Annotated in this window: 13 protein-coding genes; 3 read left to right on the top strand and 10 right to left on the bottom strand. The window is 69.4% G+C overall.

Going from position 1 to position 13,596, the window contains the following annotated elements; genetic code table 11:
• Window positions 1-152 precede the first annotated feature (152 nt).
• Complete coding sequence (locus tag FHS07_RS11550) at window positions 153-1,607, bottom strand: zinc-dependent metalloprotease (protein ID WP_183420032.1); 1,455 nt, start codon at window positions 1,605-1,607, stop codon at window positions 153-155.
• Window positions 1,608-1,734: 127 nt separating this feature from the next.
• Here FHS07_RS11550 and FHS07_RS11545 point away from each other — a divergent pair, with 127 nt between their 5' ends.
• Both FHS07_RS11545 and FHS07_RS11540 read left to right on the top strand, forming a co-directional pair.
• On the top strand, window positions 1,735-2,862 hold the full coding sequence (locus FHS07_RS11545; protein ID WP_183420031.1) for a S16 family serine protease: 1,128 nt from the start codon (window positions 1,735-1,737) through the stop codon (window positions 2,860-2,862).
• Between the two features lie 43 nt (window positions 2,863-2,905).
• Window positions 2,906-5,854, top strand: coding sequence for a UPF0182 family protein (locus FHS07_RS11540; protein ID WP_183420030.1), 2,949 nt, complete (start codon window positions 2,906-2,908; stop codon window positions 5,852-5,854).
• A gap of 227 nt (window positions 5,855-6,081) precedes the next feature.
• Here FHS07_RS11540 and FHS07_RS11535 read toward each other — a convergent pair whose 3' ends face one another.
• Genes FHS07_RS11535 through idi form a run of 7 tightly spaced genes read right to left on the bottom strand, consistent with a single transcriptional unit; the run spans window position 6,082 to window position 11,663 of the window.
• Entirely contained in the window at window positions 6,082-6,972 is an 891-nt protein-coding gene (locus FHS07_RS11535; RefSeq protein ID WP_183420029.1) for a prenyltransferase, read from the bottom strand.
• On the bottom strand, window positions 6,969-7,286 hold the full coding sequence (locus FHS07_RS11530) for a lycopene cyclase domain-containing protein (protein WP_183420028.1): 318 nt from the start codon (window positions 7,284-7,286) through the stop codon (window positions 6,969-6,971). The genes FHS07_RS11535 and FHS07_RS11530 overlap by 4 nt, the downstream gene beginning before the upstream one ends.
• Window positions 7,283-7,624 carry a lycopene cyclase domain-containing protein gene (locus FHS07_RS11525; protein ID WP_183420027.1) on the bottom strand — a complete coding sequence of 114 codons (342 nt, stop codon included), beginning with the start codon at window positions 7,622-7,624 and terminating at the stop codon, window positions 7,283-7,285. The genes FHS07_RS11530 and FHS07_RS11525 overlap by 4 nt, the downstream gene beginning before the upstream one ends.
• 1 nt (window position 7,625) lies before the next feature.
• Window positions 7,626-9,182 (bottom strand): phytoene desaturase family protein, encoded by a 1,557-nt coding sequence (gene crtI, locus FHS07_RS11520; protein ID WP_183420026.1) that lies wholly within the window; start codon window positions 9,180-9,182, stop codon window positions 7,626-7,628.
• Window positions 9,179-10,048: a squalene/phytoene synthase family protein gene (locus tag FHS07_RS11515; protein WP_183420025.1), complete on the bottom strand. Its 870-nt coding sequence runs from the start codon at window positions 10,046-10,048 to the stop codon at window positions 9,179-9,181. The genes crtI and FHS07_RS11515 overlap by 4 nt, the downstream gene beginning before the upstream one ends.
• Entirely contained in the window at window positions 10,045-11,115 is a 1,071-nt protein-coding gene (locus tag FHS07_RS11510) for a polyprenyl synthetase family protein (protein ID WP_183420024.1), read from the bottom strand. The genes FHS07_RS11515 and FHS07_RS11510 overlap by 4 nt, the downstream gene beginning before the upstream one ends.
• Window positions 11,112-11,663, bottom strand: coding sequence for an isopentenyl-diphosphate Delta-isomerase (gene idi / locus FHS07_RS11505; RefSeq protein WP_183420023.1), 552 nt, complete (start codon window positions 11,661-11,663; stop codon window positions 11,112-11,114). Before idi ends, FHS07_RS11510 begins: the two co-directional genes overlap by 4 nt.
• Before the next feature lie 63 nt (window positions 11,664-11,726).
• Here idi and FHS07_RS11500 point away from each other — a divergent pair, with 63 nt between their 5' ends.
• Window positions 11,727-12,206, top strand: coding sequence for a MarR family winged helix-turn-helix transcriptional regulator (locus tag FHS07_RS11500; RefSeq protein WP_343054695.1), 480 nt, complete (start codon window positions 11,727-11,729; stop codon window positions 12,204-12,206).
• Between the two features lie 131 nt (window positions 12,207-12,337).
• Here the strand turns inward: FHS07_RS11500 and FHS07_RS11495 are convergent, their stop codons facing one another.
• On the bottom strand, window positions 12,338-12,979 hold the full coding sequence (locus tag FHS07_RS11495; RefSeq protein ID WP_425488151.1) for a formylglycine-generating enzyme family protein: 642 nt from the start codon (window positions 12,977-12,979) through the stop codon (window positions 12,338-12,340).
• Window positions 12,980-13,124: 145 nt separating this feature from the next.
• On the bottom strand, window positions 13,125-13,376 hold the full coding sequence (locus FHS07_RS11490) for a hypothetical protein (RefSeq protein WP_183420021.1): 252 nt from the start codon (window positions 13,374-13,376) through the stop codon (window positions 13,125-13,127).
• Window positions 13,377-13,596 lie beyond the last annotated feature (220 nt).

The raw sequence follows: 13,596 nt of genomic DNA, 5'->3' as shown, positions 1-13,596 counted from the left end.
GAAGCCGTCGCCCAAGGTTCTGACCGCCGACGCCGCCATCCCTGCCCGCGGCCGGCACCGGCGCGGGGGAAGACCCCCCAGATCACCGCCGGAACGAACGCGCCCGGGGCAAGACCACACGTCTGGGCCCCGGGCGCGTGAGAGCGCGAGAGTTACACCGGCCGGCTGTCGCCCGGCGAGGCCTCGTCGTCGGGCCGGTCGTCGTTCGAGGTGGGCGTGGCCCCCGTGCCTCCGGCCTCACCGGCGGAGGCATCCGCTCGTCCGCCGTCGGCTTCTTCCGCCAGCAACTGCGCGAGCGCGTCGTCCATGGCATCCGAAGGTGCCGCCTCGCCGCGGGAGGCGGCAGTGAGGCGCGCGATGAGGGCGGCCGGGTCGTCGATGTCGTCGGCGGTGGGCATGAGGTCGGGGTAGTCCCACAGCGCGTCGCGCCCCTCGAAGCCGACCGCGTCGGTGACCTGACGCCACATCACCGCTGCTTCGCGCATGCGGCGCGGACGCAGTTCGAGGCCGACGAGCGAGCCGAGCGCCTGCTCGGCGGGGCCGCCGACCGCGCGACGCCGGCGGACGGCCTCGGCGATGCGCGCGGCGGACGGAAGCCGCGAGGTCGCGTCTTCGGTGACGACGTCGACCCACCCCTCGATCGTGGCGAGCAGGTTCTCGAGACGCGTGAGGGCCGCGGTCTGCTCCTCGGAGCGTTCCGGCAGCAGTGCTCCGCTCTCGAGCGCACCACGCAGCTCTTCCGGCTGCGACGGGTCGAAGCGCGAGGCGAGTTCTTCGAGGGCGTCGGTGTCGACGCGGATGCCGTGCGCGAAATCACGCACCTGTGAGATGACGTGCAGCCGCAGCCAGCGGGCGTGACGGAACAAGCGGGCGTGCGCCAGCTCGCGCGTCGCGAGATACAGCGCCAACTGGTCGTCGGGGATCTCGAGATCACGGCCGAAGTCGGCGAAGTTCTGAGGCAGGATGGCCGCGTCACCGTCGGGCATGACCGGGATGCCGACATCGCCGCCTCCGACGACCTCGGTCGAGAGCCGCCCGACGACGTGACCGAGCTGCGTGGCGAAGAGCGACCCGCCCACTGTGCGCATGAGGCGCCCCGCGCCGGCGATCATCTCCTGCATGTCCTCGGGTGCCTGCTGGCCGAGGGCTGCGGTCAGCGCGTCGGCGATGCTCGTGGCCACGGGCTCGGCGAGCTCCTGCCACACCGGCAGGGTCGCGGTGACCCAGGCGCCGCGGGTGACGGCGCGGGGCGGTCGCGGGAGGTCGGCGATGGTCGTCGCCTCGCCCAGCCAGAGGCCCGCGAGGGTGAACGCCTGGTCGAGGTCGGTGCGCTGACCCGTGGTCACGCCCAAGCCGTCCTGGTTGGCGATGTGCAGGGCCTGGCGCTCGGCCAGGCTCCAGTCGACGCCCTCCTGCGTGCCCGCGAACGCGCCCTGCAGCTGGTTCATGACCTGCTGCAGCATGGCGGGGTCGATCTGCATGCCCGACAGGCGGGAGAGCTGCTCGGGGTCGATCCCGCTGGTGTCGCCCGACATCAGGCGGCGCATCAGCTCCTGGAACTCCTCCTCGGGGCTCCGGTCGTCGGGCCCGCGGTTCTCGTCTGCCATTTCGGCCGCCTTTCAGCCAGGTCTGGGGGAACGAGTCCTACGCTAGTCGCACGCTTCCCCGCATCTGCCGGCCCGGCCTCGCGCCGCTTACGCCGCACGCGAACGACCCGGCAAAGGATTCCCCACCGTGACCCTGTTCGATGAGAACGTCGCCGTCGTGCCGGCGCCCCGCGAGAGGTGGCGTCGTCGCTCCGTCGTCGGTGTGTGGGCGCTCACCGTCGCCTCGCTCGTTCTGCTCACCCTCACTTTCCTTCCGTCGGCTTACGTCATCCAGCAGCCCGGCCCGGTCTTCGACACCTTGGGCACCTCGAAGACCGCCGACGGGCAGGACGTCCCTCTCATCTCCGTCCCGGACGAGGACGACACCCCCACCACCGGTCGCCTCGACCTGCTGACGGTGCAGGTGAGCGGCAATCGCGAGCGCACCCCGTCGTGGCTCGAGCTCGCCGGCGCGTGGTTCGACCGTTCCCGCGCCGTCGTGCCCATCGACCGCATCTTCCCCGCGGGCCAGAGCACCGAGCAGCGCAACACCGAGAACGCCGCCCTGATGACGGACTCGCAGAACGAGGCCAGCGCGGCCGCCCTCCGCGAGCTCGGATACGACGTTCCGGCGGAGATCACCGTGATGACCATCGACGACGACGGAGCATCCGCCGGTCGGCTGCAACAGAACGACGTGATCACTTCGGTCGACGGCACGGCCGTCACGAGCGTCGAAGGGATCCGTTCGAAGGTCCAGGATGCCGCTGGCGGCCCGGTCGCCGTCGGCTTCGAGCGCGATGGCATCCCGGGATCCGCGCAGGTCACCCCCCGCGAGACGACGGCGGACGGTCAGACGCAGTACCTCCTGGGCGTCGGCCTCGGGATCTCGTTCGATCTGCCCGTCGACGTCACCATCCAGCTGAACGACGTGGGCGGCCCGAGCGCGGGAATGATGTTCGCGCTCGGCATCATTGACAAGATGTCGCCGGGCGACCTCACCGGTGGCGTGCATTACGCCGGCACCGGGACGATCGACGCCGACGGCAACGTGGGACCGATCGGTGGCATCCGTCAGAAGCTCTACGGGGCAGTGGATGCCGGCGCGACGATGTTCCTGGCCCCCGAGGCGAACTGCAACGAAGTCGTGGGCCACGTACCCGACGGTCTGCGCGTGTTCTCGACCTCGACGCTGGAGCAGTCCCTGACGGTGCTCGAAACCGTGCGCGACGGGGGCGACCTCGACGCCCTCCCGACGTGTGGTTCGGGATCGTAGCATTCACGGCTTACCCCGAGAAGGCCACGCCTAGGATGAGGGGGTGACCACGACCTCAGCGCCGAACCAGGCCACGCCCCCCAACCGCTCCCGACGGATCGTCTCCATCACCCTGGCGGTGATCGCAGCGCTCGTCGTGGCGTTCTTCGTCTTCGCCAACCTGTATTCCGACTGGCTGTGGTTCGCACAGCTGGGCTTCACGGGCGTGCTCACCACGCAGTGGATCGGTCGCAGCGTGATGTTCGTCGTCGGCTTCCTGGCCATGGCGGTGCCGGTGTGGGGCGTCATCCAACTCGCTTACCGCCTGCGCCCGGTGTACGCGCGCCTGAACTCGCAGCTCGATCGCTACCAGGAGGTCGTGGAGCCGCTCCGCCGCCTCGCCATGTGGGGCATCCCGATCTTCTTCGGCTTCTTCGCCGGCTTCGCCGCATCCGCGCAGTGGGAGACCACCTGGCTGTGGATCAACGGCGTGGCGACCTCCGTCACCGACCCGCAGTTCGGCCTCGACACCGGCTTCTACCTGTTCGCGATGCCGTTCTACGCCGCCGCCCTCGGGTTCGCCTCGGCCGTGGTGCTGGTGTGCCTGCTGCTGACGGGCGTCGTGTCGTACCTGTACGGCTCCGTGCGTGTCGGCCAGCGCGAGCTGCGCATCTCCAAGGCCGCGCGCATCCAGCTCGCCATCCTCGCCGGTCTCTACCTGCTGCTGCAGGGTGCGAGCCTGTGGCTCGACCGCTTCCGCACTCTCGTGGAGCCGTCGGAGCGCATCACGGGCCCCGGCTACGTGGGGGCGAACGCCGTCATCCCCGGTCAGACGATCCTGGCGATCGCCGCCGTCATCGTCGCCCTGGCGTTCTTCGTCACGGCGTTCCTCGGCCGGTGGCGCTACCCCCTCATCGGTACGGCGCTGCTCGTCGTCTCGGCCGTCGTCGTGGGCGCGGCCATTCCGTGGGCGGTCACCACTTTCCAGGTGCGCCCGAACGAGCTCACCCTCGAGAGCCAGTACTACCAGCGCAACCTCGACGGCACGAAGGCCGCCTACGGCATCGACAACGTCGAGAAGGAGAACTTCCAGGCCACGACCGAAGCCGAGGCCGGACAGCTGCGCAACGACGCCGAGTCCACCGCGCAGCTGCGCATCATGGACCCCGCGATCATCGGGCCGACCGTGCGTCAGCTCGAGCAGTACCGCGCGTACTACCAGTTCACGAACCCTCTCGACGTCGACCGCTACACGATCAACGGGCAGACCCAGGACACCGTGGTGTCGCTGCGCGAGCTGAACATCGGCCAGCTCGGCGACGCCGCCTCGTGGCAGAACACCACCCTCGTGTACACCCACGGCTACGGCATGGTGGCGGCCGCCGGTAACGAGCGCACCGCCGACGGCGACCCGGTGTTCCTCGAGCAGGCCATCCCCGGTACGGGCTTCCTCACCGACCTGCAGTACCAGCCGCGCGTCTACTTCGGCGAGCAGTCGCCGACGTACTCGATCGTCGGCGCGCCCGAAGGCACGGATCCGATCGAGCTCGACTACCCGCTGGGCGCGGACGGCGGCACCGAGACCCGCACCACGTTCGACGGCGACGGCGGACCGAGCGTGGGCAACGTCTTCAACCGCCTCATCTACGCGCTGAAGTTCCAGTCCGAGCAGATCCTCTTCTCGGACAGCGTCAACGAGGCATCCCAGATCCTGTACGACCGCGACCCCAAGTCGCGCGTGCAGAAGGCGGCGCCGTACCTCACGCTCGACAGCGACCCCTACCCGACGGTCGTCGACGGTCGCATCAAGTGGGTCATCGACGGGTACACCACGAGTGCGAACTACCCGTACTCGACCGGTGTCTCGCTCTCCCGCGCGATCGCCGACTCGAACAACCCCGCCCCGACCTACGCTCTGGATGACATCAACTACATCCGCAACTCGGTCAAGGCCACCGTCGACGCGTACGACGGCTCGGTCGACCTGTACGCGTGGGACGACGAGGATCCGCTGCTGAAGGCGTGGCAGAACATCTACCCGAGCTCGCTCCAGCCCTGGAGCGCCATGTCGGCCGATCTCATGAGCCACGTCCGGTACCCGACCGATCTCATGAAGGTGCAGCGTTCCATGCTCGGCGTGTACCACGTCGACGACGCGGTGTCGTTCTACCGTCAGGACAACCGCTGGACGACCCCGAACGACCCGCAGGACCCGGCGACCTTCCAGCCGCCGTACTACCTGACGATGAAGATGCCGAGCCAGGACGACCCGTCGTACTCGATGTTCACGAGCTTCATCCCGGCATCCCAGGGTGGACAGGCGCGAAACGTGCTGACGGGCTATCTCGCGGTGGATTCCAACGCCGGAGACGAGGCGGGCTCCAAACGCGACGACTACGGCCGCCTCAGGATGCTGGTGATCGACGCGGCCACCACGGTGCCCGGACCCGGTCAGGTGCAGAACACCTTCGACTCCGATACCGCGGTCTCGTCGCAGATCAACATCCTGCAGCAGGGACAGTCGGAGGTGCTGAACGGCAACCTTCTGACCCTCCCCGTCGGCGGTGGTCTGCTCTACGTGCAGCCGGTGTTCGTGCAGTCGTCCGGTGACACGCAGTTGCCGCAGTTGCGGCGCGTGCTGGTGGCGTTCGGCAACGAGATCGCGTTCGAGAACACGCTGAGCGAGGCCCTCGACACCCTGTTCGGCGGCGATTCCGGTGCCAACACAGGCGACGAGGCCGTCACCCCGGTCGATCAGGGCCAGGGCGGCGACACCGGTGGTACCGGCGGCGGTGCCACCGTCCCGGCCGGCGACTACGCCGCAGCGCTGCAGGAAGCGGGCGACGCGCTCACCGCTCGACAGGCAGCTCTGACCAGCGGAGACCTGGCGGCGTTCGCCACGCAGGACGCTCGCCTCACGGCGGCGGTGCAGCGCCTGCTCGCCCTCGAGGCGGAGGGCCAGGGTGGCGGGTCCACCCCGACCCCGACCCCCGAGGCCACGCCCGCGGGCTGATCACCTCACCACGACGCCGGCGCTCCGCATCCGCGGGGCGCCGGCGTCGTCGTACCCCCGGCGCGCCCTCCTCCCGGCCGAGGACCCGTCGAGTGTCCAGGACACGCCGGTCGCCGCGTTCCTCGACGGCGAGTCTTGGACACTCAAGACAGCGGGGGCGCCCGACGCGGGGGGTCCGGCGACGTGTGGTGCGGCCGCAGCGACCGCTTGCGCCGGACGCAGGAGCGCTATGCGCTGAGGAACCACCACCAGATCAGCAGCATCGTCGTGCCGAAGCCGGCGATCTGGTTGAGCCAGAGGAAGCGGTTCCACCCGGCGGTGGCGCGGTCGCTCTCGGCATCCGTCACGTTGCGATACGGCCAGCAGACGACGAGGTACGGGATCACGAGCACGGCCGCCAACGGCCCCGGCCAGGCGGTGAAGAGCATGGCCACCCCGGCCGACGCGTAGGCGGCCAGGGCGAAGCGCACGGTCCACCGTGCTCCGCGGGCGGTCGCGATCGACGAGATGTCGGCGGCACGGTCGGCCTCGACGTCCTGCACGGCACCGAAGGCGTGCGACGCGACGCCCCACAGCGCGAACGCGACGAACACGAACACCAACTGCGGCGTCCAGACGGCCCCCGCGAGCACGAAGCCGTACACGGCGGGCGAGAAGAAGTGGATGCTGCTGGTCATCGAGTCGAGGAACGGCCGTTCCTTCAGACGCAGCGGGGGAGCGGAGTAGAACACGACGAAGAAGAGACTGAGCGCCAGCACGAGCCACGACAGCGGCGAACCGATGACGACGAGGTACACCACGAACGGCAGGCACGACAGGGCCGAGGCCCAGAGCGTGATCGGGTGCATCCGCTTCGCGAGCACCGCGCCGTGCGTGCCGCCCTTGCGAGGGTTGCGCAGGTCGGACTCGTAGTCGAACACATCGTTCACGCCGTACATGGCGAGGTTGTACGGCACGAGGAAGAAGATGATGCCGACGATCAGCGGCGCGTCGATCTGGCGGGTCGTGAGCAAGTAGGCGGCGGCGAACGGGAAGGCCGTGTTGATCCAGCTCACCGGACGAGACGACACGAACAGCTCGCGGACGATGCGAGCCGGTGTCAGCGCGGGCAGAGTCATGCGGCATCCTTCGGGGACGTGTGGGGGGAGAGCAGCGTGAACACCGCCGGCACGAGGAACGCGGCACACAGCGGGTAGGCGAAGTCCTCGATCGGGGCGAGTCCGAGGCGCAGCCCGCTGAGGTGCTCGGCGGGGTAGGTGAAGAGGTCGACCGCGATCATGAGGTTGTCGAACACCAGGGTGAGTCCGACCAACACGAGGGCGAGAAGACCCGAGGATGCCATGCGCTCGCGGAACCGGGGGCGCTTACGCGTCGCGAGGGTCACCAGCACCGTCACGACCACGAACGGCAGGACGATCAGCGGGTACGTCACGCGCGCCCCCGGATGCCGGCGCGAACCCGCGCGCGTGCCCGTCGTTCGAAGACCGCGAACAACACGAGCGACAGGTAACTCAGGAACAGCAGGAAGAAGACCTCTTCGAGCGGCAGGTGCGGAGCGAGCTCGACCCCCACGAACAGCGGACTCTCGCCCTTCACGAACACCCCCGTCAGGATGCCCACGGCATCCCACACGAGGAAGAACGCCGTCGCGATGAGCACCGTCAGGGTCGTGCGCAGCGGGGCCACGCGCAGCGCCAGCGAGTACTTCACATCGATCGCGATCATGCCCGCCAGGGAGAACAGGATCGCGCCCAGGTAGATCCCGGGCACCTCAGACCGCCGCGCGTGCAGGCTCTGCGAGGGGGCCGGGGGAGGTGTCGCCCGTCATGCGCTTGACGACGAGCTCGGCCGAGATGAGGCACATCGGCAGGCCGATGCCCGGGAGCACCGACGTCCCCGCGTAGTACAGGTTCTTCACCCTGCGCGAGCGGTTCTTGGGCCGGAAGATCGCGCTCTGGGCCAGGGTGTGCGCGAGCCCGAGCGAATTGCCGTGCCAAGCGTGCAGGTCGTTCGCGAAGTCCTCGGGGGCGATGGTGCGGCGCACGACGACGCGGTCGGCGAGATCCGGGATGCCGGTCCACTCGGCGATCTGGGCGATCACTCGGTCCGCGGCCTTCTCGATGCGCTCGTCCCCCGCGCCGGAGACGCCGCCGCGTCCGCTCTCGGGGTCGGCCGGCACGGGGACCAGCACGAAGAGGTTCTCGTGTCCCGCGGGGGCCACGGAGTCATCGGTCGCACTCGGGCGGCAGATGTAGATCGACGCGGGGTCGGGGATCTTCTTGTTCTCCCCGAAGATCGCGTCGAAGTTGGTGTGCCAGTCGTCGGTGAACAGCAGCGTGTGGTGGGTGAGCTGCGGCAGTTCTCCCTCGACACCGAGCAGGAGCAGCAGCGCGCCGGGGCTGGGGACCTTGTCCTTCCACCACTTCTCGGGGTACTGGCGGTCCTTCTTCTCGAGCAGGTCGTTCTCGGTGTGGTGGAGGTCGGCGCCCGAGACCACGGCATCCGCCGAGATGACGCGTCCGTCGGCCAGACGCACGCCGCGGGCGATGCCCGACTCGGTGATGATGGCATCCACCGGGGTCGAGGTCTCGATGCGCACACCGCGCTCGCGCGCGAGCTTCTCGATCGCCGCGATGATCTCCGTCATCCCGCCCTTGGGGTAGAGCACGCCGTCACCCAGGTCGAGGTGGCTCATGAGGTGGTACAGGCTCGGCACCTCGAAGGGGGAGCCGCCGAGGAACACCGCCGGGTAGGCGAGGATCTGCTGCAGGCGCTTGTTCTTGAAGTCGGTGGTGACGCGGCTCCACAGCGTGCGCGTGAGCAACGGGATCAGCGTGGGCAGGCGCTTCACGAGCGCCGGATCGCGCAGGCCTTTGGTCGACGAGTACGGGTCGTAGAGGAACTTCGACGTCGAGAGCTCGTACGCGTCTTTCGCGGAGTCGAGGTAGGCGTCGATGTTGTCGCCGGAGCCGGGCTCGTGCTCCTCGAACAGGGCGCGCACGGCCTCACGTCCCGACACGATGTCGATCGGCTCGCCCTTTCCGGGAGGGCCGTAGACGCGGTACGCCGGGTCGAGGCGCACCAGGTCGAGCTGTTCCGCGGCGCTCGTGCCGAGCAGCTGGAAGAAGTGGTCGAACACCTCGGGCATGAGGTACCAGCTGGGGCCCGTGTCGAAGCGGAACCCGTCGCTCGCCCATGATCCGGCGCGACCACCCAGGTCGTCGCGGGCCTCGAAGAGCTGTACGTCGTGCCCGCGGTCCGCGAGGAGGGCTGCCGTGCCGAGTCCGGCGATTCCGCCTCCGACGACGACGATGCGCTGGGCGCTCATGAGCGGGAACCTTTCGGAGGACGCCCCAGGAGGGCGCGGGCGGCGAGGGTGGCTTTGACACCGTCGGGGACGCGGACGCGGGGAGCGCCGGCGGGTGAGGATCGCAAGCGACGCGACAGCTCCGCGAAGAGATCGTGCGCCGTGGTGACGGCGGCTCGACAGTCGGGCGGGAGGTGCGGGATGACGGATGCCGCGGCGGCGAGGTCGGCGTCGATCCGGTCGAGCACGGCGGTGCGCCGCTCGTCGTCGGCCGCGCCGTCGAGGTAGTCACGGCCGAGGCGGTCGGCGTCGTCGGCGAGGTCGCGCAGGAAGTTGACGTCCTGGAAAGCTGCGCCCAGGCGCCGGGCGCCGTCGACGAGGTCGGCCGCCGGGCGGGCGGGCGCCGACATCCCGGCGTTGAGGAACACCTGCAGGCACATCAGTCCGACGACTTCCGCCGATCCGTAGACGTACGCGTCGTGCGACAGGTCGTCGTGGGCGGCGGTGTCGATGTCGGTGCGCATCGACGCGAAGAACGGGGCGATCAGGTCGGCGCCGATGCCGCACTCGCGGGCCGTGCGCGCGAACGCGTGCACGACCAGGTTGGCGCTGAATCCGCAGGCGATGGCATCCATCACCTCGTTCTCGAGGCCGTCGAGGACGGCGCGCTCGCCCTCGGGGGTGAGACCGGCGTCGTGGGCGGGGCCGTCGACGATCTCGTCGGCGACACGCACCAGGGCGTAGACGTTGCGCACGTGCGGGCGGGGTCGCGCGCCCAGCAGGCGCGTGGCGATGCCGAACGAGGTCGAATAGCGGTTGATCACCGCGGCCGCGGCGTCGTCGGCCGTCTGCGAATAGAGCTCGAGTCCCGTGCGGGCGGTTCTCACGGAACGCGCTCCGCCACGGTGTCGACGAGGTCGAGCAGCATCGCCTTGCACGCCGAGGGCAACGTGGCGCCCTCGACGATCATCGTGGCTTCTTCGAGCGTCTCGTAGACCATGCGCTCGAGGGCCTTTCGAGCCCCGGATGCCGAGAGTGCGGCTTGCGCGGCCCGGATGGCGACGGGACCGGTGTGGGCTTGCGAGAGAGCAAGGCTCACCTCGGGCCAGTTCTCGGTCTCGCGGGCGAGGGAGATGAGGTGCGTCTTCTTCGCCTCGCGGAGGTCGCAGCCCTCGTCCTTGCCGGAGACGGCGGGGGCGCCGAAGGCACCGATGAGGTCGTCGATGAGCTGGTAGGCGAGTCCCAGGCGTTCGCCGAAGCGCTCGAGCGCGTGCAGCGCGGCCTCGCTCGCACCGGCCATCACGGCGCCCGCCTGCAGGGGCGCCGAGAACGAGTAGACGGCGGTCTTGTCGCGCGTGGCCTTGAGCACGGTCATCGCATCGATGTCGCCGGCGGAGACGGCGTTCTCGACGTCGGCGAGCTCGCCTGCGGCCGAGACGATGACCGCATCCTCGACGAGACGCATCAGTTCGGCGCGCATGCCCGCCGGCACATCGGCGAGGGCGACGAGGCGTCCCGCCTCGTGCAGGAGCATGTCACCGGCGAGGATCCCCGCGGCGTTTCCGAGCAGGGCGGCACCGGCTTCGTCGGCGCCTTTCTCCAGGCCCCGTTGGCGGAACTCGCCCCCGATGTTCGGGATGCCACGGCGCTCGAGGTCGTGGTCGATGACGTCGTCGTGCACGACGAACGCCGTGTGCAGAAGCTCGAAGGCTGCGGCGACCTGCCAGAGCGCCGAGAGCGCCACAGCGTCACCGTCGAGGGTGTCGTAGGCGGCGGCGACGAGCAGCGGACGGAAGCGCTTGCCCCCGGTGGCGGCGCGGCGGATGGCGGATGCCAGGGCACGCGCGCCGTCGCCCAGCGGCACGACGCGGTACTCCAGGCGTTCGAGGGCCGTCTCGATCGCGTCTTCGATCTCTTGCCGAGCGGTAGGGGCGGAGGGGACGGCAACGATCATGATGCTCTCCTCACGGCGGGTCGGGCCTGGAACAGGTCGATCTGCTGCGCCTGCATGACGAGCCAGGGGCTGAACGCCCACGGGGTCGCGGCGATCGAGGCGGCGAGGTCGAGGGGGTCCACCCAGCGGTACTCGGCGACCTCGTCGGGGTGGGGCTGCGGCTCCTCGTCGGTGCGGGCCACGTAGACGGGGCAGATCTCGTGCTCGACGATCCCGCTCGCGTCGACGGCGCGGTAGCGGAAATGCGGAAGGGTGAGTTCGAGATCGCGCACGTGGAGCCCGACCTCGAAGCCGGCACGGCGATGGACGGCCGCGATCATGGGTTCGCCGGGGGCGGGGTGCCCGCAGAACGAGTTGGTCCACACGCCCGGCCAGGTCTTCTTGTGCAGCGCGCGCCGGGTGACCAGCACCTGGCCGTCGCCGTTGACCACGTGACACGAGAATGCGAGGTGCAACGGTGTCTCGTTATCGTGCACACTCGCCTTGGGTGCCGTGCCGATCTCGCCTCCGAAGTCGTCCAGAAGGACGACATACTCGGTCTCGCTCATCGTGCCTCCTGTTTGCTAGTTTAGCTAGCGATGTGAGCCTGACTATACCCAGGCGGAAAGGGGGTGTCCACCGTGACCAGCCCCGTGTCGAGCTTTGATATCCGACCCCGCGTGACCCAGTCGCTGCGCGCCATCCAAACACTGAGCGACGCGCTCGACCGCATGCACAGCGGCATGAAGGGCGCCATGGATATGAATGCCAGCGACCTCGCGACGCTGCGCATGCTCACCATCCGCGAGCATCGCGGGCAGATGGTCAGTCCGCACGACGTAGCCGCTCATCTGCGCATCTCGACAGCCTCCACCACCAAGCTCATCGACCGTCTGGTGGCGTCAGGCCATCTCGAGCGTCGCCCGCATCCCTCCGACGGTCGTGCGCGCGTCGTCGTCCTCACCGATAAGTCGCGACGGGAGTTCTTCGAGCACTTCGGCGTTCACCTCGTCGCCATGCGCGAGATCGCCGACCGCTTCGACGACTCACAGCTCGCCGTGGTCTCGCGTTTCATCGACGAACTCACCGAGGCCATCACGACCGACGACTGACCGCGGGGGCCGTGATCCCGTCGAGCGGAGAACCCTGATTCCGCCGTGGTGTCCGGCCCGATGACGGCGCGCCGACTCCGTGAGACCCTGAGCCCGTCGGAGAGTCCGCTCACCCGCGACCCTCGTCCGCGTCATCGCCGCGGCGCCGGCCCCCGCGCCACGCGCACGCCGACGTCGTCGAACTCCTCTCGCGGCCGCCCGCCCCGACGAGCCGTCGCCCGCACGAGCCCCGGAGCGTCCGACCAGCCCCCGCCGCGGAACGTGCGGGCGTCGCCATCGCCCTCGGGATCGTAGGGGTCCATGCACCATTCCCAGACGTTGCCGAGCGTGTCGAACAGACCGTGCAGGTTGGGCAGGCGCGCGCCGACCTCCGACGGGTGACCCACGCCGTCCGCAGCCGTCCACGCCACGTCGCGTACCGGCCCGTAGGCAGCGGAGACCGACCCCGCGCGGCACGCATACTCCCACTCGTCGTCGGTGGGTAGTCGGAAGCCGTCGGCCTCGGCATCCGCGTCGACGACCTCGCCGTCGAAGGAGTACACCGGGTCGAGCCCCTCCCATTCGCTCAGCGCGTTGCAGAGCCGGATGGCACGCAACCAACTCACGTTGACGGCAGGGCGTGTCGGGTGGCGGGACGGGATGCCGAGCAGCTCGGCGAGCTGCTCCTCCGTGACGGGGTAGACGCCGATCTCGAACGCCTCGACGACGATCTCCCGACGCTCAGGAGCGCGCAGGTCTCCCCGCAGCACGCGTCCGGCGGGGATCCTCGCCATTTCTACGTCTGTCAACGTTGCTCACCACTCATCGGCCAGGGGGACTTCGACAGCGGCGTGGGCCGCGCGAAGACTCGACGACCAAGCATGACGCACATCTCCGGGGGTGAGCCGGGGGCCACACCAGCGGTTGCTGGTGGAGAGGTCAGGAGCGGACGAGATCCGCCGTCGCACGCACGCCCGCGAGGTCCGTCGCCGCCGACGCGAAGACGGACGAGAAGACAGCGCCGGTGTCGAGGTCGGCGTGCTCGTGGGCCGCAGAGCAGTACGACCTCTGACCACGCCACACGGCGCGGCTGGGCCGGAGAGTCGCTCCACAGGTCTCGCAGCAGACGAGGGGACGGCCGTACACGAACGTGTTCACGCCGTCTCGCACGCGCTTCAGCACGTTGTTCATGTGGTTCTCCTCATACCCAGCCCGACGCCCCGAAACCTCCGTGGTGGAGCGGGTCTGCACCGACGTTACGGGTCCCTCACATCGGGGAGGAGCGGCTTGGGGATTTCCTCGGGCGATCTTGCGATTCGGTCGCTTTCCTTCAGAGATCCCTGCGCCGACGTCGCTGTCGCGGTCCTCACGGCGGACGGGATCCTGCGACGGTCGAGGTCGGATCCTCTCT

Source organism: Microbacterium proteolyticum, assembly GCF_014192415.1.
GTDB lineage: Bacteria > Actinomycetota > Actinomycetes > Actinomycetales > Microbacteriaceae > Microbacterium > Microbacterium proteolyticum.
The sequence above is the reverse complement of the archived record's forward strand: the minus strand, read 5'-3'. Positions and strand labels throughout refer to the sequence as shown.

Bases quoted from the DNA above. Each gene is read 5' to 3' on its own strand.
- FHS07_RS11550 (WP_183420032.1), bottom strand. From the start codon at position 1,607: ATGGCAGACGAGAACCGCGGGCCCGACGACCGGAGCCCCGAGGAGGAG.
- FHS07_RS11535 (WP_183420029.1), bottom strand. From the start codon at position 6,972: ATGACTCTGCCCGCGCTGACACCGGCTCGCATCGTCCGCGAGCTGTTC.
- crtI (WP_183420026.1), bottom strand. From the start codon at position 9,182: ATGAGCGCCCAGCGCATCGTCGTCGTCGGAGGCGGAATCGCCGGACTC.
- FHS07_RS11510 (WP_183420024.1), bottom strand. From the start codon at position 11,115: ATGATCGTTGCCGTCCCCTCCGCCCCTACCGCTCGGCAAGAGATCGAA.
- idi (WP_183420023.1), bottom strand. From the start codon at position 11,663: ATGAGCGAGACCGAGTATGTCGTCCTTCTGGACGACTTCGGAGGCGAG.
- FHS07_RS11495 (WP_425488151.1), bottom strand. From the start codon at position 12,979: ATGGCGAGGATCCCCGCCGGACGCGTGCTGCGGGGAGACCTGCGCGCT.
- FHS07_RS11490 (WP_183420021.1), bottom strand. From the start codon at position 13,376: ATGAACAACGTGCTGAAGCGCGTGCGAGACGGCGTGAACACGTTCGTG.